The sequence below is a fragment of the Actinomycetota bacterium genome (assembly GCA_035759705.1).
Classification (GTDB): domain Bacteria; phylum Actinomycetota; class CADDZG01; order JAHWKV01; family JAHWKV01; genus JAJCYE01.
On the sequence record DASTUJ010000007.1, the window covers coordinates 1 to 22215 of the forward strand.

The 22215-nt window shown below is 66.9% G+C and carries 14 protein-coding genes and 1 pseudogene; 6 read left to right on the forward strand and 9 right to left on the reverse strand.

Features of this window, described 5'->3' with window-relative positions:
• The 3 genes from VFV09_00365 to VFV09_00375 all read right to left on the reverse strand — a co-directional run.
• Positions 1 to 1985: hypothetical protein (locus VFV09_00365; GenBank protein ID HEU4866155.1), on the reverse strand; the 1985-nt coding region annotated here is incomplete at its 3' end.
• Positions 1986 to 2026: 41 nt separating this feature from the next.
• Entirely contained in the window at positions 2027 to 3214 is a 1188-nt protein-coding gene (locus VFV09_00370; protein ID HEU4866156.1) for a class I SAM-dependent methyltransferase, read from the reverse strand.
• Positions 3215 to 3232: 18 nt separating this feature from the next.
• Positions 3233 to 6097 (reverse strand): glycosyltransferase, encoded by a 2865-nt coding sequence (locus VFV09_00375; GenBank protein HEU4866157.1) that lies wholly within the window; start codon positions 6095 to 6097, stop codon positions 3233 to 3235.
• 366 nt (positions 6098 to 6463) lie between these two features.
• Between VFV09_00375 and VFV09_00380 the strand changes: the two genes are divergently transcribed.
• The 3 genes from VFV09_00380 to VFV09_00390 are packed head-to-tail and all read left to right on the forward strand — an operon-like array spanning position 6464 to position 12599.
• Positions 6464 to 9619, forward strand: coding sequence for a glycosyltransferase family 4 protein (locus VFV09_00380; protein ID HEU4866158.1), 3156 nt, complete (start codon positions 6464 to 6466; stop codon positions 9617 to 9619).
• A gap of 2 nt (positions 9620 to 9621) precedes the next feature.
• Positions 9622 to 10917, forward strand: a complete 1296-nt coding sequence (locus tag VFV09_00385; protein HEU4866159.1) for a glycosyltransferase family A protein — start codon at positions 9622 to 9624, stop codon at positions 10915 to 10917.
• Positions 10918 to 10958: 41 nt separating this feature from the next.
• Positions 10959 to 12599, forward strand: coding sequence for a glycosyltransferase family 39 protein (locus tag VFV09_00390; GenBank protein ID HEU4866160.1), 1641 nt, complete (start codon positions 10959 to 10961; stop codon positions 12597 to 12599).
• 3 nt (positions 12600 to 12602) lie between these two features.
• On the opposite strand, the gene VFV09_00395 is transcribed toward VFV09_00390, so the two are convergent.
• Genes VFV09_00395 through VFV09_00410 form a run of 4 tightly spaced genes read right to left on the reverse strand, consistent with a single transcriptional unit; the run spans position 12603 to position 16005 of the window.
• Positions 12603 to 13337 carry a sugar phosphate nucleotidyltransferase gene (locus VFV09_00395; protein HEU4866161.1) on the reverse strand — a complete coding sequence of 245 codons (735 nt, stop codon included), beginning with the start codon at positions 13335 to 13337 and terminating at the stop codon, positions 12603 to 12605.
• The gene (locus VFV09_00400; protein HEU4866162.1) at positions 13327 to 14319 is read right to left on the reverse strand and encodes a GDP-mannose 4,6-dehydratase; all 993 of its coding nucleotides are present in this window, start codon (positions 14317 to 14319) and stop codon (positions 13327 to 13329) included. The genes VFV09_00395 and VFV09_00400 overlap by 11 nt, the downstream gene beginning before the upstream one ends.
• Entirely contained in the window at positions 14316 to 15272 is a 957-nt protein-coding gene (locus VFV09_00405) for an NAD-dependent epimerase/dehydratase family protein (GenBank protein HEU4866163.1), read from the reverse strand. Before VFV09_00405 ends, VFV09_00400 begins: the two co-directional genes overlap by 4 nt.
• A gap of 7 nt (positions 15273 to 15279) precedes the next feature.
• On the reverse strand, positions 15280 to 16005 hold the full coding sequence (locus VFV09_00410; GenBank protein HEU4866164.1) for a glycosyltransferase family 2 protein: 726 nt from the start codon (positions 16003 to 16005) through the stop codon (positions 15280 to 15282).
• Between the two features lie 107 nt (positions 16006 to 16112).
• Here VFV09_00410 and VFV09_00415 point away from each other — a divergent pair, with 107 nt between their 5' ends.
• The 3 genes and pseudogenes from VFV09_00415 (at position 16113) to VFV09_00425 (ending at position 18764) form a co-directional block, all read left to right on the forward strand.
• The gene (locus tag VFV09_00415) at positions 16113 to 16946 is read left to right on the forward strand and encodes an ABC transporter permease (protein ID HEU4866165.1); all 834 of its coding nucleotides are present in this window, start codon (positions 16113 to 16115) and stop codon (positions 16944 to 16946) included.
• Positions 16943 to 17659: pseudogene (locus VFV09_00420) on the forward strand (ABC transporter ATP-binding protein). The gene VFV09_00415 and the pseudogene VFV09_00420 overlap by 4 nt, the downstream one beginning before the upstream one ends.
• Positions 17660 to 17861: 202 nt before the next feature.
• Positions 17862 to 18764: a sterol desaturase family protein gene (locus VFV09_00425; protein HEU4866166.1), complete on the forward strand. Its 903-nt coding sequence runs from the start codon at positions 17862 to 17864 to the stop codon at positions 18762 to 18764.
• Here VFV09_00425 and VFV09_00430 read toward each other — a convergent pair whose 3' ends face one another.
• Together VFV09_00430 and VFV09_00435 are read right to left on the reverse strand one after the other, a co-directional pair.
• The gene (locus VFV09_00430) at positions 18765 to 21221 is read right to left on the reverse strand and encodes a glycosyltransferase (GenBank protein ID HEU4866167.1); all 2457 of its coding nucleotides are present in this window, start codon (positions 21219 to 21221) and stop codon (positions 18765 to 18767) included.
• A gap of 48 nt (positions 21222 to 21269) precedes the next feature.
• On the reverse strand, positions 21270 to 22205 hold the full coding sequence (locus VFV09_00435; GenBank protein HEU4866168.1) for a glycosyltransferase family 2 protein: 936 nt from the start codon (positions 22203 to 22205) through the stop codon (positions 21270 to 21272).
• Between the last annotated feature and the right edge of the window lie 10 nt (positions 22206 to 22215).

The following is a 22215-nucleotide window of genomic DNA, read 5'->3' on the forward strand; positions in this document are numbered from 1 at the left end:
CCCTGGTCGACGATGCTCGCCAGCCGGGCGGCCACCGCCCGGACGTGGTTGACGGTCGGCTCCTGCTGCGCGGGCAGGCCGCACAGGTCCTTCGGCTGCTCGATCAGGCATAGGCCGTCCGGTTCCCCGGCCCCGGCCAGCTTGGAGGCCAGGCTCGGGTAGTCCGCAATCGGCTGGCGGAGCATCGACCGGGGGCCCAGCAACGCAAATAGCCCGACCGCCACCGCTACCCCCACGAAGGGCAATGCCTGGGCAATCCACCGCCGGGACGGCGCCATTCCGCGCCCGGCTAAGCCCGGCTCGGCGTAGTCCCAGAATCGGCCCGCCAGGTTGACGGCTACGAGCGCCAGGGGAATCCAGAGGTGGAACGGCGTGTAGTCGCCCGAACGGCCGACGAAGTGCACCAGCATCAGCAGCCCGTAGACGGCCAGGAAGCCGTTGAACACCTCGAAGTGGCTCGCCCGGTTGTGGACCAGCCGGGCCAGCGACCAGCCGATCAGCGTCAGGTAACAGAAGAACAAAAGAGCAAAGGCGGCGACCGTCACCGCGTTGGGGGCCGTCGCCATCGGCAGCTGGGCGAACCCCCCGCCGAATTCCAGGATCGCCTGCAGCCAGCCTTCCACGAACTCCAGGGTGAACAGGCCTCCCCGCGAAGCAACCAGCAGCCCGGCGATCAGCACCACGAAGGCAACCACCACCGATAAGGCTGCGTCGACCAGGTGCTTCCGTTTGCCGGTGCTCAGGCGCAGAGTCGCCAGCCAGTAGAAGGTCAGCGCCGCAGCCAGGTACAGGCCGGTGTCGGTTGCGAAGAGCAGCGCCATGCCGACCGCCGCGCCTGCGGCCAGCGCCCATATCCGCCGGCCGGTCCGCCAGAACAGCAGGACCGCGATGAAGCACCAGACGTCGAACGGCCAGCGCATCATGGTCAGCGAGGCAAATCTCCAGATGACCGCCGAGCTCTGCCAGAGGAACAGCTGTAGGAGGATCACGGCGACTCCCAACGCCGCCAGAGCCGACCGCCGGGTCAGAAGCCGCAGCAGCGCGTAGACACCGGTCAGGTAGACGCAGGCGTAAATCGACCCGATCTGGATCATCCGGCCGTAGGACAGGGGCACCCAGCGGGTCAGACCGCCGAAAAGCATCGGCCAGCCGACGCCGTACATCGAGTAGGCGTCCGTCCCCAGCGCCTTGCCGTGCGCGAACGCCAGAGCGGGCGCCATGGAGAAAAAATCCCAGTGGAACAGGCTCTCCTCGTAGAAGAACCGACCGGCAAGCTGCCGCCAGTCCGGGACGTAGATGAGCAGGACCAGGATCACCGGGACCGCCAGGTCGAGCGGAGAGAGCTTGAGCCGGACCGCAACCGGTTCTCCGGACGACCCGGCCAGCCTCTCCCACTGGGACCCGCCGGGGCCGGTGCGCCGGGGCGGCGGCAAAAGGGTCAAGATGACCGTAACGGCGGCCAGCGCGCCCGCGAACAGGAGATAGACCCCGGGGATGTCGGAGCCGTCCTTCACGTACTCCCGCGCCCAGAGGAAGCCGGCGAGCGACACCAACACCGCGGCCAGGGCGGCGGCTGCCTGGACGACCAGACGCCGCCCGATCGCCGCCGGCTCGGCCCCGGTATCGAACCTCCGGCTGTAGATCCGGACCGATGCCACCGCCAGCAAGATGGCCACAATGGTGCTCACCGCAAAGATCTGAAGGTCCCGGTCGGCGATGTACAGAAACCGCCCGTACGGGGTCAGGTTGTCCGGCTGGTCGGCCGTGGGCATCAGGACCACACCGGCCAGGACCATCTGCACCCCGAGGCCCGCCATCAGCAACAGGGGGCCCAGCAGGCCGGCGAAGTAAACCCGCGGGGGGACCCCCTCGGGGGCCGGCAGCGGTCGGGTGCGCCTGCGGCTACCGGTGTCCGGCGGATCTACGGAGTCGGGCTGCTCGGGAGGGGACTCCTCGCCTTCCGTCGTGGTGGGAGTGCTATCCATGCGAATCGGCGAAGCCGGGCTCAGTCACCCCCGGCGGGACGTCAACGCTCGCCGAGGATGTAGACACCGGCGGCGAGCTCGATGTTCACCTTTTCGGAGAGGTCCTGGAACTCGGAGAGCGGCCGGTCCTCGTCCATGTCGCCCAGCAGGTCGGCGACCTTCATCTGCTTGAAGCGCTCCCGGTCGGCCTCGCTGTTCAGCCCCCAGACGTAGGAGCGCAGGATCCACTCCAGCGCCAGCCAGGGGCGCTGGAACTCGCCGACGCCCTCGTCGATGATCTTGCAGCCCTTGAACAGCTCCTTCAGCCCCTCCAGGGTGGTGTTGAAGTAGTGGTGGGGGTAGCCGTGGACCGGCTGCAGGAACGCCGAGTGGCAGATGAACCTGGCCCCCGGCTTCAGGACCCTCATCAGGTCTTTGGCGTAGCCGAAGGGGTCCCTCACGTGCTCCATGACGGCGTGGCTGATGACGCCGTCGAAAGTCTCGTCGGCAAACGGCAGGGCGGCGCCGTCGGCGACCACGTTGGTGCTCGGGAACCGCTCGATCTCCAGCTGGATGACCTCGCCGCGGCCGAGCGGCGGCCATCCGGCACCGGCGTCAAGGAACAGGCCCTCTTTGGTGATCTCGAAGTAGTCGGGCACGATGTTCTCCAGGGCGGCGTGGCGGCTGACCGCTTCCCCTCTGGCGAGCGGGCTCGGCTGCTTGCCCAGAAAGCTCGGGCACTCCCCCATCCACTCAACCGGGCGGCCGCAGCCGGAACAGGCGGCCTGCAGCATCTCGAGCTTGCGGAAGCAGGTGGGGCACACCAGGACCTTCATCAGGTTTTCGTGCGCCTGGGCGAAGGCCTCGTCGTGCAGCGTGACGTTCAGCGTGTAGAACTTGTGGGCCTCGCCCTCGCAGGTCTCGATCCACAACTCGCCGCCGTCGGCCCACAGCTTGCGGTCGACCTCCATGTAGAAGCCGGTGTGGAACGCGTTGGGGTGCTCCAGGAACGCCTTGTGGACGTCCGCCCGGCCGAACCGGACCTGGGCCGGAACCCTGCCCTTGGTCGTGCGGCACTCGACGGTCTCGACGCCGTCCGGGTGGAACACCCAGCCGCGCACCGGGACGAAGGCGCCCGAGATCTCCATCCCGTCCTCGGGAATCTCCAGGAAGTACTGCACGTCGCCCGCCCGGAAGCCGGCGGTGGGCAGCTTGGTTTCGGGCAGCGCGTTGTCCGGCTTCATTTCCATGGTCTTAGGGGCCCTCCTCTAGATGGAGGGTACAGGAGGAAGTTCGATCTTGAGGCTCGGGGGGTCGAACGGGTCCATATAACCCTTCCACCGGGTCCGGAAGAACTCCTCGTCCTCCACCGGGTGCGACTTGCCCGACGTCTCGTCGCCGTAGCCCCGGGTGGCGGCCTCGTGGTGGGTGAGCACCGCGTAGGGCGTGAAGACGATCAAAAAGCCCTTGTCCTCGGCCCGAAGGCAGTAGTCGACGTCGTTGTAGGCGACCACCAGGTCCTCCTCGAAGCCCCCGAGGCCCTTGAACACCTCGGCCCGGGTCATCATGCAGGCTGCGGTCACTGCCGAGGGGTTGTGGATGCACCGGCCGATGCCGAAGTAGTTCTCAAAGTCGGCGTTGCCGGCCAGGCCGTTGCCCGGCCCGACGATCACACCCTCGTGCTGGGCCTTGCCGTCCGGGAAGAGCAGACGGGCGCCGACGGCTCCGACCTCGGGCCGCTGCGCGTGCTCGAGCAGCGCCTCGATCCAGTCCGGAGTCTTTACTTCGGTGTCGTTGTTCAGCAGCAGCAGGTACTCGCCATCCGCGTTCTCGGCGCCGTGGTTGATGATCTTGGAGAAGTTGAACTCGCCGGGGTGATGGACGACCCGGCCCCCGTATGACTTCAGGTAGTCGAGGGTCGCCTGCTCCTCGCTGTTGTTGTCGACGACGATTATCTCGTAGTTCCGGTAGGTGGTGCGCTGGCGGATGCTGTCGATGCAGACCTTCAGCAGGTCCAGCCGGTCCCGGGTGGGGATGATGATGCTGACCTTCGGCTCGCCCTCGATGTCGTAGCGCATCCGGTAGTAGCCGGCGTAGGGGCCGTCCTCGACCCTGCCCTTGATCCCCTGGCGCTCCAGCGAGTCGGCCAGCGCCCGGCGGGCGGCGTCGTGGGCCCAGGGCTTGGTCTCGTCCGAGTGGGCGATGGAGGTGGGCACCTGGCGCCAGGTGTAGAGCGGGGTGCGGACGTGGCCGATGCGGTCGGTCTTCTCGGTGATCCTCAGGGTGAGGTCCCAGTCCTGGCTGCCGTCGTAACCCTCGCGGAAGCCCCCGGCCTCCTCGATAACCGACCGCCGGAACACGCTGAAGTGGGTGACGTAGTTGCAGGACTTCAAGAAGTCGGGCGACCAGTCCGGCTTGCGGAACGGGTCCCGGAGGGTCCCGTCCATGTCCTTGTGGTCGAGGTCGGAGTAGATGAAGTCCAGGTCCCGGCGCTCGTTGAGCAGCTTCACCACCTGGTAGAGGGCGTGGGCCTTCAGCTCGTCGTCGTGGTCCAGGAAGCCGACGAACTCGCCGGTGGCCATCTTCAGTCCGGCGTTGGAGGCTGCGGTTATCCCGCCGTTCGCCTCGCTGTAGTGGACCTTGATCCGGGGGTCGGCGGTCTCGTACTGCTTGAGGAGTGCCTTGAGGTCCTCCCGGTCCGACCCGTCGTCGACGATGCACAGCTCCCACTTGGTGTAGATCTGGCCGGTGACCGACTCGACCGCGTCCCGCAGCCACTCGGGCTCGGGGTTGTAGACCGGCAGGACGATGCTGACCGTGGGCTGGTATGCGAACTTCTTCGACTTGCGGGCCATCTCCTTGACCAGCGCAGGCGACAGCACGTAGAGGTCCTCCCACACCTGGTAGCGCTTCTCGGCGGGAACCGCGCTCGGGTTCATCGCCTTGCGGAACAGGCCCGGCGCCCAGCGCCAGGGCTTGGCGACGTGCATGAGGAAGCCCATCGGGCCCTTCTCGAGGATGATCCGGATCGCGTACCCCGGCAGCAGGATCAGCCGGCGGCGGCGGGTGCCCCACGGGGCGTACTGGTCGATCTTCTCGACGAGCTTCTGCCACAGCTTGTAGTTCGTGCGCTGGACGACCAGGTCGTGGGCGTGCTGCAGTCCGGCCAGCCGGGCTTCCATGGCCCCGAGGGCCTTTGAGGAGTCTGCGTCCAGCTGCTGGAGCTTGCCGGTCAGGTGGTGGACCTGTTCCTTCAGCTGCCACGCCCGGATGTCCAGGGCCCACAGCGGCGCCAGCATCTGGCGGGCCCGGGAGTGGGTCCCGTTGGTGGCGCTGAGCCTGCGGGTCACCCGCGCCGGGTCGGCAGCCGGTTCGGCCCGGACGATGAACTGGTAGGTCAGGGCGTCCGGCGAGGAGTTAAGGGCGTCCATCAAAGCTTTGGGGTAGTCCTGCTCCCGCAGGTCGAACTCGGTGGCGAAGACGCCGACGTCGACGTGACGCCACTCACTCACCTCGTAACCGGCGCCCGCGAAGAGGTCCTCGATGCCCGCCCGGGTGAAGAACCTCAGGTGGGTGCCGTCCAGCAGGCCCTTCTCCCGGTAGCGGAACTCGCCCTGGAGGAGGGAAAGGCGCACCGAGCCGTGGGCGACGTTGGGGATCGAGGCGCAGACGACGCCTCCGGGGGCCAGGATCGACCTGACCGCGACGAGGACCTTTGACGGGTTCACCAGGTGCTCCAGCACGTCGGAGAAGAGCACTACGTCGAACTTCTCGTCGCCGAAGAACTCGGGGAGGTTCATCTTCTCGATGTCGCCGACGATCATCCGCTCGCAGTACTGCTCCCCGATCTTGGCGGCGACCGGGTCTATCTCCAGGCCGGTAACCCGGCAGCCCCGCTCGGTGAGCACCTTGGACATGTCGCCGGTGGCCGGTCCGACCTCGAGCACCTTCTTGTCGCGGCCCGCCAGCAGGATGATCTGCGTCTGGGAGGTGTTCTTCTCGTTCAGGTCGATGTGGGTCTGGTACCGGAGCGCATGGCCCTCGTCGCCGCTGGACAGCTCCGCCCGGGGTTCCAGCGAGTCCGGCGTTGGCTCGGAGGGGTGAGCGGGGGCCTGCTCTGGTCCGGTGGTCAAAAAATTGCTCCTAAACTCGTACGCGGAAATGGTTGCCGACGTGCAGAAGGTTCGCCCGCTCGAACCGGTCTAAATCAGCAGATGCCCCTGGGCATCCTAGTCGGCCCCACGTTTCAGCCAACGGTTGCTTGGGCTTTACCGCCGGCCGGGTGATCCTTCGGACTCCTCGGTGGTGCGGTGTTGCCGATGCCCACGTTCGAAACTTCGAGGCTCCTCATGTCGTGTCCAAACGGGTATGCGCCAAGACGTATCCCACGATTATCTCCCGGTAATAGTAAAGAGTCCAAGAGACCCCTGCGCTGCCGGCCGGCCGGGCCGCCCTGCAAAACCGGCGCCCGCCACCGGCCGGGCCTATATTCTTCCTGCATGTACGCTGCTAACGCCCAAAAAGAGGGGCGCATCATTGCTCCTGCCGACGCGTCGGCAGTTGAGTCCGGTTACCTACAGGTGACCGGGTGGGCCCTCACCGATCCTCCCGTTTCCCGGGTCGATGTCACCGTCGACGAAAAGGTTGCCGGCAGCGCCCTGATCGGGCTCCCGGCCCCTTCCGAGCAGGCGTACAGGCGTGAGTCGCAGGCGCCGATCTGCGGGTTCGAGTTCGAGCTCGACCTGGCGCAGTTCGTCACCCCGGGAGACCCGGTTCGGATCGGAGCGACTGTCGTGGCGGTCAACGGGTCGACGTACCGGCTGAACGAGGTCCACCTGACCACGGTCGCACCCGGCGACGGCAAAGAGCTCTCCTTCGACTTTCTGCCCTCTGCTCGACCGGTCCATCAGGGCGAGGGACCGATGAAGGTGGCGATAGTCGCCAACGACCTGTTGCTCGGGGGTTCCCAGCTCCGGCTGCTCGAGGTGCTGGCGAACCTGACGAGTGACCCCCGGTTTGCGTTCACCGTCTTCTCCCCCCTAGACGGGCCGCTGCGCCCCGAGCTGCTGTCGCTCGGCATCAAGGTGAAAATCTGCCCGGCATTTTCCTACTCGTCGGCCGGCGGCTACACCGAGGCTGCCTCCGGGCTCGCCCGGGAGTTGGCCGGCGGCGGGTACCGCCTGGTTTGGGCGAGCACCCTGATCTCGTTCATCGGAATCGAAGCCGCCCGGCTTGCCGGCCTTCCCAGCCTGCAGTTGATCCAGCAGAACCAGGACGTGCCGGTCTTCTGGGGCCACGCACTGGCTAACGGCGAGATCGACCCGGTGGTCGCCCGGCGGGCCCAACGGCTGTGTGCCCTGGCGGACCGGCTGGTGGTGGTCTGCGAGGCGTCCCGGCGGACCTACGGACGGTACGGGAACGACGGCAAGATCGCGGTCGTCCAGAACGCCATCGACCTGGAGGCAATCGACCGGTACCGGGCCGCAACCTCCCGTGCCGAGGCCAGGCGCAGCCTAGGCGTGGGGGACGGAGAGACGCTCGTGCTGTGCTGCGGGGTGATCGCCCCCCACAAAGGCCAGACCACCCTGGCACAGGCTTTCGCGTCGGTGGCCGAGCGCCACCCGGACGCGGTCCTGACCCTGGTGCACGAAATCGGCAACCGGTACACCGCCGGACTCAAGGCGTACCTGGAGAGGGCCGGCCTCGGGGACCGGGTGCGGGTGCTGCCGCTCGCCGACGACGTCTACCGCTGGTACCGCGCCGCCGACCTGGCGATCTGCCCCTCCCAGGAGGAGGCGCAGCCCTCGGTGGTCCTGGAGGCCATGGCTTTCGGCGTGCCGGTCGCGAGCACCACGGTCGGTGGGGTGACCGAGGTGGTCGAAGACGGTGTCACGGGCCTGTTGTGCCGTCCGGGCGACCTGTCCGCCATGGCCGCGATGCTCGACCGGGCTCTTTCGCTGAGCTCTTCCGAGCGGGAGGCGATCGTCGCGGCGGCCAGGGCACGGGTCGACCGTAACCACGACGTGCGACGGGCCTCCATGCAATACCTGGCCGTGCTGGAGGAGCTCACCGGGGCCGGGCCGCTGCCGGAGGATCAGGCCCGCCCGCAGGTTGAGGTCGAGCTGGAGCGGGGCCGGGCGGCCATCGCAGAGTTCCGGTCCTGGGCCAAAGAGCTCCAGGAGGCGGTCCGCTATCACCACGACCGCGCCAACGCCTCCGAGGCCCTGGGCGCCAGGCTCGTAGCCGAGCGCGACGTCGCGCAGACCGAGGTCGCCCGGCTCGCGCCGCTGGAAAAAAAGCTCGATGCGGCAACCCGGGAGATCGAGGCGATCCACCACTCGAAGGCGTGGCGGGTCTTCAACCTCATTTGGGCGGCCCGACGGACCGCCGACCGGCTGGTAGCCCCGGTTCGCAACCGTCTGTCCCGGCTCGCCTCCCGGCCGCCCGCAGCCACCACGGCCGCCGGCGCCGCGGCCGCCGGCGCCGGCGCCGAACAGGAGTTGGGGGCCTCCGCCGCCCGTCTGATCGAAAAGCTGCCCGAACGGTTCCCTGCCGGCAACGGCCGGCCGGTCCTGCTCTGCCTCCCGTGGTTTGTCACCGGGGGCGCCGACCGGGTGGTCGAGTACCTCCTCGGGCACTGGCGGGCCGGCGGCCGGACGGTTGTGGTCATAACCACCACCCCGCTCGGCGTCAACATGGAGAGCCGCTTCGACGACCTTCTCGGACTCACACCTTTCGCCTACGACCTGAACCACATGGCGCCTGCTGCGTCCTGGCTGCCGTTCGTGGAGGAGCTCCTCGACCGTCTCGGCAACCCGACTATCCTCAACATCGGCAGCGGGTGGCTCTACTCGAACCTGGAAAGGCTGCTCGCCTCGCGCCCGGGAATCCGGGTGGTGGACCAGCAGTTCAACGACGTCGGTCACCTCACCAGCAACCGCAAGGTCAGGTCCCATGTCGACCTCACGGTCGCTGCGCACCGCGCGCTGGCCGAGGTCGTTCGCTCCGACGGCCGGGACCCCGGCCGGGTGGTCACTGCCTACGTAGGCATCCCGGCCCCGCCAAGGGCCACAGACGAGCAGCTCGCCGGGCTCCGGGCCGAGCTCGGCGTCGCTCCCGGAACCAAGGTGGTGCTGTTCATCGGGCGGTTCTCGGAGGAGAAGCGCCCGGAGTGGGTGGTAGCGCTCGCGGCCGTCCTGGCCGGCGACGACGTCGCCGTGGTCATGGTGGGCACGGGACCTGAGGAGGCGGAGCTTCGCAAAGGCATCGAAGCCCTCCCCGGGGTCACCTGGCGGCGGTACGTCGAGAACATCGGTGCGTTCATCGGGCTGGCCGACGTCCTGGTCCTGCCGAGCCGGACCGAAGGCATCCCGCTCACCGTGATGGAGGCCCTCTCGCTCGGAACCCCCGTGGTGGCAACCCGCGTCGGCGGCCTGGGCGAGCTGGACGGAATCCCCGGATTCCGGCTCTGCGAGCCCGACGACTTCCCGGGATTCGTCACCGCGGTGAGGGAGACGCTGGGATCGGCTCCGGCGGAGGGGATAGCCCTCCCCGCCCACTTCGGGGTCGAGCACATGGTCGAGACCTACGACCGGATCGTCGACGGAACCGAGCTCAACCCCAGGTCCCCGCAGACGGCCGGGGTGGGGGCGTAGCCATGGTGAGGTGCTCGGTGGTCATCCCGGCCTACAACGCAGAACGGTACCTGGCCTCGGCCATTCGTTCCGCGCTGGCCCAGACCTTCACCGGGACCGAGGTCATCGTCGTGGACGACGGGTCGACCGACGGAACGGCCGAGGTCATCGACTCCTTCGGCGACCGGGTATTCGCCATACACCAGCCCAACGCAGGCCCCTCGGTGGCCCGGAACGTCGGCATGAAGGCTGCATCCGGGGAGTACATAGCCTTCCTCGACTCCGACGACATGTGGATGCCCAGGCGGTTGGAGCAGATGGTCGGCCGGCTCGACGCCGACAAGAACCTGGGTTTCGTGACGAGTGACGCCTACCTGATCAACGAGGAGCGGCCGACGTCGCTCCGCTACTACGGAACGCTGGTCGACCCGACCCCGTTCAACTCCGAGGACCTGGGCTACTGGATCGTCCGGCAGAACTTCATATTCACCGGAGTTGTGGTCAGAACCGAGCTCTTCGACCGCCACGGCACGTTCATGCCGAACATCCTGGCCGAGGATTGGGACCTGTGGACCCGCTTCATCCTCGAGGGCTCCGGGGTCGGGCTGGTCGACAGCCCCCTCGGCTACTACCGAATCCGCCGGGCGGGGCTCACCTGCTCCGACGAGTTCGACGCCCACCGCGAGGCGGCCCTGTTCCGCAACCTTCACGACCCGAAGGTGCTGAGCATCCCGGGCCTGGGCCGGGATCTGTTCCTGCCGCTCGCCCGCGAGGCGCTGCTCAGCCGGAACCTCGACGAAGCCCGCTTCTGCCTGCAGGCAACGGCGCACGACCGGACGATCTCCCGCCCCCGCCGCGTGCTCGCCGGGTGCATGGCGGCGTTCCCCGCGGCGGCGGCAATTTCGGCCGATCTGCAGGCCCAGCGGGAGGCGAGGCGGGCCTCTCGGACCTTCGTCTTGGTGTCGGGGGCGTTGCGGGACTCGGACGGAAGGGCCTACCGGCCGGATCCGTATTTCGAGGGTTGGGTGGAGTCGGACGGCCGGAGCGCCCCCCTCAGCGGGTGGGCGGTCGGGCGCAGGCGGGAGCCGGTGGACCTGCTGGCCGTGTTCGTCGACGGCCGGTTCCACGGTTCGGTGACCCCGTCGGTGCTGCGCCCCGATGTGGCCGCCCACACCGGCAACCCCGAGTCGGTAATCTCAGGATTCTGCGCCACCGAGCCGGCGATCCGCCCGGAACCGGAGCAGAAAATCCAGGTCATCGCAATCTCCGGGCACCGGTACGCCGAGCTGCCCATGCTGGATTCCCCGACGCAGACTTGACCGAGGGGCAACCCGGCAGCAGACGTTTGTACACCGCCGTAATGGGGCTGTCGGCGGTCGTCGCCTACCTGATCCTCGCTCTGCCCCAGACCGGCCAGTCCCTGATCATCGACGAGGTGGAGTTCCCACGGCTGGCCGAGGCCATCGCCGAAACCGGGAAACCGGTCTTCTACCGGGGCGAGGAGTCGCCCGGGCAGACCGGTGTCTTTCACCCGCCCCTCTACGCATTCCTGCTCGGCTTCTGGGTCAAGCTTCTCGGCTTCTCCCCGGCGGTCGTCCGCCTCTTCGGGGTCCTGCTTATGCCGGCGACCGCCTGGTTCGGCTACCGGACGATCGAGGAGATGGGTCCCAAGGATCTCGAGCCCGGGTTCTTCCTGGTTTTCTTCCTGCTGCACCCTTTTGTGCTGCAGAGTGCGCTCCTGCCGGACATCGACGGAACCATGTTGATCTTTGCGACCACTCTTCTGGGCTGGACGGTGGTCCGCAGCGTTACCCGCGAGATGAGCCTCGGCCGGCAGATCCTCGGAGTCGGATCGGCTCTGGCGCTGGTCCTCGCATGCAAGCTCACTGCGGTCTACGCAGTTCCGTTCGTGTTCGGGGCGCTGCTGATCGCCAATGGCCCGATGCTGGCGGCAAAGGTGACCGCAGCCGCTTCCACTCTGGCGGCCGGCATCTTTCTGGTCGTATGGAGACTGGTTTCCTGGGTGACCGACTCCCCTTTCAGCTTCCCGTTCGAGTTCACGCTCCAGAGCGGGCTCAAAGGCGGGGTCAGCGACCTCCCGCTTGCGACGGCCCTCAGGCGGCTCATCCCGGCCGACTGGGCGATGTTCTGGCTCGGGATGCCCGTTCTGCTGATGGCGGCGGCCGGGACCGTCCACGTGGCTGCCCGCTGGAGGAAGGAGCCCTCCCGCCGGGTGCTGCTCGCGTTTGCCGCCTGGGCGGGCGGCGTCCTGGCCCTCTACTCGCTGATCACCGGACCTCCCTACGGGTTCCCGAAGTACCTGGTGGGGGCGATGCCCGCGCTGGCGATGCTGGCGGCCATCCCGGCGGCTTCCGGGGCCGAGAGGCTGAGGGTCCTCGGGAGGTGGGCCTGGGCGGTTCCGGTCGCGGTCGTTCCGCTCGTCTACGTGCTCTATGTGAACTACGCGGACGGCCTGGAGACCGACCGGTACTTCACCCACCCCTGGTTCGTGCTGCTGCCCATCGGGCTGGCGGCGGGACTGGTCCTGGCGGTCCTGGCCTCGCGGCGTCCCGACGGCTGGATCCGCTACTCGATCGCCGGCCTGTCGGTCGGCGGCGCGGCGCTGCTGTTCTCGCACAGCTTCAGCGTGGACCTCTACCAGGCGCAGCAGGACTCCTCGATCCGCTACCACCCGTCCGAGGTCGGCTTCGACCGCACCGTCGCCCGGATGAGGGATCTGGTACGCCCCGATGAGCCGTTCCTGGCCCCGAAGGACATCGGTTCGGCCGTCTACAACCGGTTCCACCAGCAGGAAATAATCTTCCACGACATGCAGGTGCTGGACCGCCTGCTGGCGGACCCCGCGGTCAGGTACGCCGTGGTGCGCACCGAGTGGGACTACTCGTATGCGGTGTTCCCGGAGGCGCAGCCGGTCATCGAGCGCCACATGCAACTGCAGGAGACCATCGGGGGATTTCTGATCTACGCCCGCCGGCCTTAACGCTCAGCCCTTTTCGTCGGGCAGAAGTTGTGCCCGCATACGGTCGAAGTCCTGGGCCGCCCGGTCGTAGTCCTCTGGCCGCCCGATGTCCATCCAGTAGCAGTCGGAACGGTACGCCACGACCTTCTCTCCCCTCTCCAGCAGCCGGTTGACGAGGTCCGGGAAGTCGAGGCGCTTCCCCGGCTCGATCAGCTTGAGGGCGGCCGGCGAGTAGACGTAGGCGCCCATGCTGCACTGATAGGAGTTGGTGGGTTTTTCGATGTACTCGGTGACCCGCCCGTCGCCGTCGACGCCCAGGACGCCCAGGTCGACCCGGATCTTCTTCGTGTGGACACCGATCGTCAGGGCCGCCTCCTGCTCCCGGTGGAAGCCGGCCAGCGCCGTGAAGTCGAGGGTCGTGAGGATGTCGCCGTTGCAGACCAGCAGGTCGTCGTCCACGCCTTCGAGCATCGCCAGCGCCCCGGCGGTGCCCAGCGGCTCGTCCTCCCGCAGGTAGGAGATTTCCATCCCCTCAATCGGGCCGCGGGTCAGGAAATACGCCTCGATCAGCGGCGCCAGGTGCCCGACCGAGATGTAGGCCGACTTCACCCCGTGCCAGCGCAGCTGGCGGAGGACGATCTCCATGATCGGGATGTCGCCCAGGGGGACCAGGGGCTTGGGGAAGACCATGGTGTAGGGCGCGAGCCGGGTGCCCAGGCCTCCGGCGAGAAGCACCGCCCGAACGGGCTCAGACGCCATAGACCCTGGGCTGGAACCGGGCGAGGTTGGGCTCCATCCATGCGATGACCCGGCGCAGCCCCTCCTCCAGGCCGACCTCGGCCTTCCAGCCGCACAGCTCGGCGGCCTTGGAGGCGTCGCAGAGCAGCCGGCCGACCTCGCTGGCTTTCGGCCGGATCCTCTGGGCGTCCTCCCGGACGGCCAGCTCCCGGCCGAGCAGCTTCGAGACCATGTTCACGACGTCACCTATCGACACCTCGGTGCCGGTGCCTAGGTTGACGGTTTCCCCGACCGCCGCCTCGCTCCCGGCGACTGCGGCGAAGCCCCGTACCGTGTCGGCGACGTAGGTGAAGTCCCTCTTGGGGGCCAGCGAGCCGAGCTGCAGCTCACCGCCGGCCAGCGCCTGGCTGATCACCGTGGGGATCAGGGCCCGGGTGGACTGGCGGGGGCCGAAGTTGTTGAAGGGCCGGATGACGGTCACCGGCAGCTCGAAGCTGCGGTAGAAGCTCTCGGCCAGCTTCTCGGCGCCGATCTTGCTCGCCGAGTAGGGGGACTGACCCTGCAGGGGGTGCTTCTCGTCGATCGGTGCGTAGATCGCCGTCCCGTAGACCTCGCTGGTGGAGATCTGGATCATGCGGCCGACCCCGTTCTCCCGGGCCGCCTCGAGTACGTTGAGCGTGCCGATCACGTTGGTGTCAACCACATCCCGAGGGCTCTGGTAGGAGTACGGGATGCCGATAAGGGCCCCGAGGTTGAAGATGCACGAGGTCCCCTTCGACGCCCGCCGGACCGTGTCGGAGTCGCGTAGGTCGCCGAAGTGTTTGTCGACCCCGGACAGGACGTCGGCAGGCACGTCGGCCAGCAGGCCGGGGTCGTTCCGGGAGTTGTAGTGCAGGAACACCCGCACCTTGACCCCCTGGGAGACCAGGTACTCGGTGAGGTGGCTGCCGATGAAGCCTCCCGCTCCGGTGACCAGGACCGGGCCGTCGTCCCATCCGCTCAAAGCACCGACCTGAAATGTTCCAGCGTGTCGCGCAGGCTCGTCTCGAAGTCGATGGCCGGGGCCCAGCCCGTCAATGAGCGGAGCCGGGAGGCGTCGCAGCAGGTCTCGGACGGCTCACCGCGCCGTACCCGGCCTGCCACCGGCCTGACCTCCACCTTCGTCATAGCCATCCTCGCCAGAATTGCGACTGCTTCGCCAATACTGTGGTTCACCCCGCTCCCGATGTTGTAGATCCCGCCCGACGGGCTCATTATCAATGCCTGCAGGTAGGCGCGCACGACGTCCCGGACGTCGGTGAAGTCCCGCCGGTCCTCGGTGGAGCCCACCTCGACCACCGGCGGCCCCCCGGCCTCGGCCCGTGCGATCTGGCTCGCAATCGAGGGAATGACAAATCGGTCCGACTGGCCGGGCCCGATGTGGTTGAACGCCCGGACGCAGACCACCCTGAGGCCGGCCGCAGCGTAGGACAGCGCGACCTCCTCCTGACGCAGCTTTGCCCTCCCGTAGGCGTGGACCGGCCGCATGGGCGCCTCTTCGGCCGTCGGCAACGACCCGGGTTCCTGGGGGCCGTACTGGGCGTCCGATCCGGCCGAGAGGACCGCCGCATCCGGCACGGCGGCCAGCACCTGCTCCATCAGCACCGTCGTTCCTCCCACCGCCGTGTCGATGAGGTCGTGGTCATCGGCCGGCGGCGTCCGGGCGGCCAGGTGGAAAACGTAGTCCGGCCGGGAAACCTCGAGCGCCGCAGCCACGTCCTCCGGGTTCGTGATGTCGCCCTTCAGGTCGAGCACGCGTGCGTCTGCGGCGCCGCCCATGCCGGAGCGGGAGAGGCCGGCTACGTTCCATGCGGTGCTCTCCAGCAGGTGGCGGACCAGGTGCCGCCCGGCGAACCCGCCGGCCCCCGTCACCAGCGCGGAGCGGGGCAGGCCCGACTCGTGTTCGACCGATCCCATTTCCCGGCTATCGCGAACGGCGGCGGCGCCCCTCGAAAACCCGGATCTTCAGCAGGATCAGCACGGCCTCCACCCCGTCGGTCCACTGAAGTTTCTTGCCCTCTTCCCGGTTGCGGGCTTTGTACCTGATGGGGACCTCCTGGATGCGGCGACCCGACAGCAGGAAGCGGCCGGTAGCCTCGGCCTCGATGCCGAAGCCGTTTTGTTTCAGCTCCAGCGACCTCCAGACGTCCAGCCGGCTCATCTTCAGGCACGTCTCCAGGTCGCTCAGCCAGGCGTTGAACAGGAAACTGGCCCAGAAGCTGACCGCCTTGTTGCCGATCACGTACCAGAACGAGTAGGCGCTGTGGGTGCCGAACGACCTTTTGCCGTAGACCACCTCGGCCCCGTCCTCGACAATCGCCTGGATCATCGCCCGGTAGTCGGCCGGGTCGTACTCCAGGTCGGCGTCCAGCACGGTCAGAAGATCGCCCCGGGCCGCTTCGATGCCGGTCCTGAGCGCCGCCCCCTTGCCCCGGTTGCGGTCGTGCAAGACCACCCGGACCTCGCCCTTTTGCACCAGATCCTCGATCGAGGTCACACTGCCGTCGGTGGACCCGTCGTCGATGACCACGACGTCCAGGCGGAGACCGAGGTCGGTCTTCAGCAGGCGTTCCAGGGCGGTCCGGAGGGTGGCAACCTCGTTCAGCACGGGAATCAGTACGGTCAGGCTCTCGGGCGTTTCCTCAGGCATTGCGCGGTACCCCCGTCGGACATCCCGGACACCAACCAACACCCCGATCCTACCCACCCGGCGGCCCGGCGGCCGGACGATCGTCCCGCTAACGGTAAGGTATCGACGTGAACAAAGTCCTCACCAAGACTCGGCTGACAAACTTCGCCGCCGCCAGGTCCCTGCTGATCAACCTGACGCTCAGGGAGAACCGCAGCAAGTACAAACGGTCCGCTTTGGGCTGGGCGTGGTCGATGATCAACCCCATCGCCACCATGCTGGTTTTCACCTTCGTCTTCCGGCTGGTGTTCCGGATCCCCCCGCCGACCGGTGACCCCAGCGGCCTCGAGAACTTCGGCTTTTTCCTGATCTGCGGCCTGCTGCCCTGGAACTTCCTCGCTGCCGGCCTCACCGGGGCCACCGGATCCGTCGTGGGCAACGCCGGCCTGATCAAAAAGGTCTACTTCACCCGGGCCGTCCTCCCGGCCTCCAGCGTGCTCTCCTGGAACACCAACCTGCTGATCGAGCTCGGGGTCCTGTCGATTGCGCTGATTTTCGTCGGGCAGTTGGTCTTCATCTACCTGCCGGCCGCAATCCTCGTGATCGTGCTCCAGATGTTCTTCGTACTGGGCATCGGGCTGGCGCTGTCCGCCCTCAACGTCTACTTCCGGGACATCGAGCACTTCCTGTCGATCCTGCTTCTGCTGTGGTTCTACGCCACGCCTATCATCTACCCGATCGACCTGATCAACGCCAGTCCGAGCATCAACGGCGCCATGAGGACGATCTACTTCATGAATCCGATGGTTCACTTCATCGAGGCGTACCGGGCGATCTTCTACCACTTGCGCTCGCCCGGGGCGGACACATTTCTGTACATGTTCCTCTCCGCCGCAGTGACCATGACCTTCGGAATGTGGCTGTTTCGGAAGCTGGAACCCAAGTTTGCGGAGGAGCTTTGAGCGAAGAAATTGCGGTAACCGCCCAGAACGTCTCCAAGCGTTTCCGGATCTACCACGAGCGCAACCAGAGCATCAAGCAGATGGTGCTACGGCGCAGCCGGGGCGTTTACGAGGAGTTCTGGGCCCTGAAGGACGTGTCGCTCGACATCCCTCAGGCGTCGTCCTACGGCCTGATCGGTGAGAACGGCTCCGGGAAGTCCACTCTTTTGAAGTGCATGGCAAAAATCCTGGTCCCGGACGAGGGTTCGGTTGCGACGGTCGGCTCGATCTCTGCGCTGCTGGAGCTCGGCGCCGGCTTCCACCCCGAGCTCTCGGGGCGGGAGAACGTGTTCCTCAATGGGGCGATCCTCGGCATCAGCTCGAAGGAGCTGAACCGCAAGTTCGACGAGATCGTCGCCTTCTCCGGCATCGAGAGGTTCATCGACACCCCGGTCAAGAACTACTCCTCCGGCATGTACGTGCGCCTGGGATTTTCGATTGCAATCAACGTCTCCCCCGACGTCCTTCTCGTGGACGAGGTCCTGGCGGTAGGCGATGCCGAGTTCCAGATGAAGTGTTCGCAGAAGTTCCGGGAGCTCAAGAGCTCCGGGTGCACGATTGTGGTGGTCTCGCACTCGATGGAGATGATCCGCGACCTGTGCGACTCGGCCGCGTGGCTGGAGCACGGGACCTTGAGGGCAACGGGGCCGGCCAGGGACGTCATCCGTTCATACATGAAGCACGTCGCCGAGAACACCGGCTCGGAGTACGTGGACCCCGACCAGGTGGCCCCCACCCCCTAGCCGAAGGCTTCTAACATCCCATCGAAGTCCGGCCCGATTTCGACCTGTCCCCGCCATCCTCCGAGTCGGACTCGCCCAGGTAGGTTCCAGGAGGCTCTTTGACTAGAATCCCCGGGAACGAGGAGTCGGTCGCATGGATGCAACGTTTGGATGGGTTCCGGAGCAGATCGCCGCGTACTACCGGGCGGCCGCCGAGGTCTACACCAGCCCCTGGCTTTTCGCCGGCGTCGCCGCCCTGCTGCTCATCGAGCGGGTCCGCCCGGCCGTCCGGGAGCAGAAGGTTCTCTCCTGGGGGCTCTTCGAGGACTTCTGCTGGTTCAACCTCGACATAGTTTTCAAGGTCGCCGCCTTCCCGGCCTTCGTCGGGCTGGTAAGCCTGGCGTACGACAAGCTGACGGGCGGCTTCACCTTGAGTTTGGTGACCGAGTGGCCCGCCTGGCTGCGGGTGTCGTTCTCACTGCTGATCTACGACTTCTACCAGTGGCTGCACCACTTCGTCCGGCACAAGGTGGCGTGGTTGTGGCAGTTCCACGTCATTCACCACTCCCAGACCGAGCTGAACCTGTTCACCGACCTGCGGGTCCACTTCGGGGAGTACCTGGCCGCCCACGTTCTGACCTTCATCCCGCTGTTCGCCCTTAATCTGACCCCGTTTGCGATCATGGGGGTGGGCTTCTTCACCATCTGGTACACCCGCTTCATCCACACCAACGTGCGCACGAACCTGGGGCCCCTGAAGCACATTCTGGTCACGCCCCAGTACCACCGGGTTCACCACTCGATAGAGACCCGGCACTACGACAAGAACTTCGGGGTCCTGTTCACCCTGTGGGACCGGGTGTTCGGCACCATGCACCCCGACTACGACGAGTACCCGGAAACCGGCGTCGCCGGCGTGGACTTCGGACGGCCTTCGACGTTTGCCCCCCGGGAGTGGGCGGCGACCCTCGGCCGGCAGCTGGTGTACCCGTTCGCCGCGATCCTGCGGTCGACGCGCCCGGCAAAGGTGCCGGCGGAGTCGGGATCCCGGAGCTAGCTACTCCAGCCGCTGGCGGTTGATCAGGTGCCGGTTCAGGTATCCGGCCGCCCGCTTGGCCACCAGGATCGGGCCCCCCTCGTCCCAGGCGACGTTCATCCGCGCCATCAGCCGGCGCCGGGCGCTGAGACGGGCGCCGGTGCGGCCCACGGTCAGCAGGTCGGAGGCCCGCTGCGGGTTGGCGCAAAACTTGTCCAGGGGCTTCATGATCTGGCCCCAGGTCAGCTCGGGCCGAAGTTTGCCGGTGTTCAGCTTGAACTCCCGGGCGAGCGACTCGTCCTCGATCATGCGGGTGATGGCCTCGGTGAAGCCCTCGACGTCCCCCGGGTTGACGGTTAGGCCCAGCTCACGCTCCTCGACCAGCTGGCTGAGGGCGTCGCCCCGGGTGACGATCACGGGGAGTTCGGCCCAGAAGTAGTCCAGCACCCGGGTGCGGTAGGAGTAGGTGGTCTCGATGTGCTCCAGGTGGCACGAGACCCCGATGTCCGCCTCCAGCAGGTAGTTGGACCGGTCGTCGTAGGCCACCCACCCCTCGTTGAAGAAGACGTGGGTGCCGACCAGGCCCAACTCCTCGGCCAGGTCCTTGGCCTGCACGGCCATCCGCATCTCGGGGACGTCGGGGTTGGGGTGGGCCAGGCCCATGAAGAACAGCTTGACCTCGGGGTGGTCGCGTGAGACCCGGCCCACGGCCCGGATCAGCGTGAGCGGGTCGAACCAGTTGTAGATGCCGCCGCCCCACAGGATCACCTTGTCGTCCTCGCCGATCCCGGGGATCACGCCTTTCAGGACCTTGCGGGTGTGGTTGGGGGTGTCGGACGAGACCCCGAAGGGCACCACGTCGATCAGGCTCCGCAGGGTCGGGTCGTTGTCGTAGATGTGGGGGTTCAGCCGGCCCGCGCCCGCAAGCTGGCCGAGCCAGAAGTCCCGCTGTTTCTCGCTGGCGCAGATGAAGTAGTCGCAGCCGCGCAGCTGGGCGGTGATGACCTCCAGGTCCGACTCGAAGATGTTGTTGCGTTTGCCGGCGTCGTCCTCCCGGAACATCTCCAGGTTCTCGAGGTGGAACGGGTCGTAGAGGTCGGCGACCAGGATCGCGCCCGAGTCCCACACCACCGGCCGGTGGTGGGCGATGAATCCCTGGAAGATCACGACGTCGGCCCAGTCCAGGTGGTCGGGCAGGGTGGCGTCGGACAGGACGTCGAGGGTAAAGGTTTTCGGGGTAATGTCGGCCGCCTTGACCACCAGCATCCGAACCTCGTGCTTGCGGCTGAGCTCGGAGGACATCTCCCAGGCACGGATCGCCGGGCCTGCCATCTTGGTCGAGACGGTGTCTCCGGTGATCACCAGCACCCGGGTCCTGCCCTTGAAGATCTGGTCCAGGCCGCTGGTGCCGACCAGGCTGTTGAACGTTTCCGAGAAGCCGGGGTCGGAGATGTTGGGCCTAAGCGACTCCCGGAACAGCGCCATGATCTCCGAGTCGTTCCGCTTGCGCCGCTCCTGGACGAACTCCCGCTTGGCCAGGATGCTCGGCATCTGGCGGGCGACCTCGGAGATGCCCAGCAGGTGCGACATGGTCATCGGCGAGACCTTCTCCGGGCTCTCGACCGCACCCATCTCCGGCGACGCCAGGTTGTAGTTCTGGCGGCCGGTGTCGGTGTAGGTGAGGCCCCGCTCCAGGGCGAGCAGAAGAGCAGGCGCCAGCGCCTTCTCCAGCGTCTTCTCCTGGTAGTTCTTCAGCATCGTCATGAGGGCGTTGCGCTCCAGGAGGAACCGCTCGCGTTCCTGGCCCAGGCCCTCGGCCGTGCCGTGGTGGCGGTGGTAGGCGATCGAGGAGGGCTCGTAGATGACCCGGTAGCCCATCAGCCACAGGCGCCAGCCCAGGTCGACGTCCTCGAAAAAGGCGAAGTACTCGTCGTCGAAGCCGCCCACGTCGAGAAACAGGTCCCGGGGCATGAACATCGCGCAGCCGGAGGCGAACAACGTCTCGCCCGGGCGGTCGTACTGTCCCTCGTCGGGCTCGTTGACCCCGACCTTGAACCCGTGCCCGTAGAACGAGAGCGCTCCGCCGGCGTAGTCGATGGTCTTGCCGTCGAGGGTGAGGATCTTCGATGCCACCACGGCCACGTCCTGCGACTTGCCGAAACCCGCGATGCCCTCGGTGAGCCAGTCCGGGTGGGCCCGGGCGTCGTTGTTGATCAGGGCGACGTAAACGCCTTTTGAGAAACGGACGCCGGCGTTGATGCCTCCGGCAAAACCCAGGTTCTTGGGCAGTTCGAGCACCCGGGCATTCGGCCAGTTGGCCCTTACGTGCGCCACCGACCCGTCGGAGGACCCGTTGTCGACAAAAACGACCTCAAACCGGTCTGCGGCATAGGTCTGCTGGGCAAGGGAGCGCAGGCAGTCATCGATGAACTGCTTGCCGTTGAAGTTCAGGACAACGACAGAGATATCAAGCGGCATGATCAAACCCTATGCCATGAACCCCGCGCGCGCCGGGCGGCGCCCGGGTTAAGCGGTGCTGGAGTTGGCCCGCCTGGACCCTTTCCGGAAGAACAGCTCGCCCCAGACCAGCAGCATCCGGACGATGAGGCCGGCTGCGACGGCCGGAACGAAGATCTTCAAAGGCCCCTTCAATCGGCGGGCGGCGAATCTGATGAGGCTGAAGTGGTGGTGGCGAATCATCTTGTAGGGGTGCCGGCGGCTCGACCCCGCGACGTAGTGGAGCATCTGGGCCCCCGGGTAGTAGACGTTCTTCCAGCCGGCATCCTTGATGCGTGAGCACAGGTCCAGGTCCTCGACGTACATGAAGAACCCCTCGTCGAAGCCGCCCACCTGTTCGAATGCCTCCCGCCGGATCAGCATGGCGGCGCCGGAGACCCAGTCGACCTCCTGCTCGGAGTCGTGACTGATATCCATCAGCTTGTAGGCCCGGGTGAAGCGGTTCTTGTCCGAGATAAGGCCGAAGATTGCGTGTCCCACGGCCACCCCGATCTTGGGGACCACCCGGCACGAGGGGTAGGTCGTGCCGTCGGGGTTGAGCAGGCGGGGGCCCATGACGCCGGCGTCGGGACGGGCCGAGATCGCGGCGAGCATCTTGCCCAGGCTGTCGGAGTCCGGGACGATGTCTGGGTTCAGGAACCAGACGAAGGGGGCGTTGGTCGCCTTGAAGCCCTGGTTGCATGCCCGTCCGTAGCCCACGTTCAGCGTGTTGTCGAGAACGGTCACCCGCGGGTCGATGGCCTCTACGCCGTCCCGGCTTCCGTCGGTGGATGCGTTGTCGACCACCACCACCTGGACCGGGATGCCGGCCGCGGCGGCACACAGGTGCGTGATGCAGTTGCGCAGGTGGTCGCCGGAGTCGAAGTTGATGACGACCAGGGCGAGATCGGCGGCTTGGGCAGGATCCGGAATGGCGGCCTCACCGGGGAAGTGGAGGACTAGCACCGCCGCATTA

Excerpts from the sequence above, each read along its gene's own strand:
- VFV09_00410 (HEU4866164.1), bottom strand. The coding sequence starts at position 16,005 with ATGCCTGAGGAAACGCCCGAGAGCCTGACCGTACTGATTCCCGTGCTG.
- VFV09_00395 (HEU4866161.1), bottom strand. The coding sequence starts at position 13,337 with ATGGCGTCTGAGCCCGTTCGGGCGGTGCTTCTCGCCGGAGGCCTGGGC.
- VFV09_00405 (HEU4866163.1), bottom strand. The coding sequence starts at position 15,272 with ATGGGATCGGTCGAACACGAGTCGGGCCTGCCCCGCTCCGCGCTGGTG.
- VFV09_00390 (HEU4866160.1), top strand. The coding sequence starts at position 10,959 with ATGGGGCTGTCGGCGGTCGTCGCCTACCTGATCCTCGCTCTGCCCCAG.
- VFV09_00380 (HEU4866158.1), top strand. The coding sequence starts at position 6,464 with ATGTACGCTGCTAACGCCCAAAAAGAGGGGCGCATCATTGCTCCTGCC.
- VFV09_00425 (HEU4866166.1), top strand. The coding sequence starts at position 17,862 with ATGGATGCAACGTTTGGATGGGTTCCGGAGCAGATCGCCGCGTACTAC.
- VFV09_00370 (HEU4866156.1), bottom strand. The coding sequence starts at position 3,214 with ATGGAAATGAAGCCGGACAACGCGCTGCCCGAAACCAAGCTGCCCACC.
- VFV09_00430 (HEU4866167.1), bottom strand. The coding sequence starts at position 21,221 with ATGCCGCTTGATATCTCTGTCGTTGTCCTGAACTTCAACGGCAAGCAG.
- VFV09_00385 (HEU4866159.1), top strand. The coding sequence starts at position 9,622 with ATGGTGAGGTGCTCGGTGGTCATCCCGGCCTACAACGCAGAACGGTAC.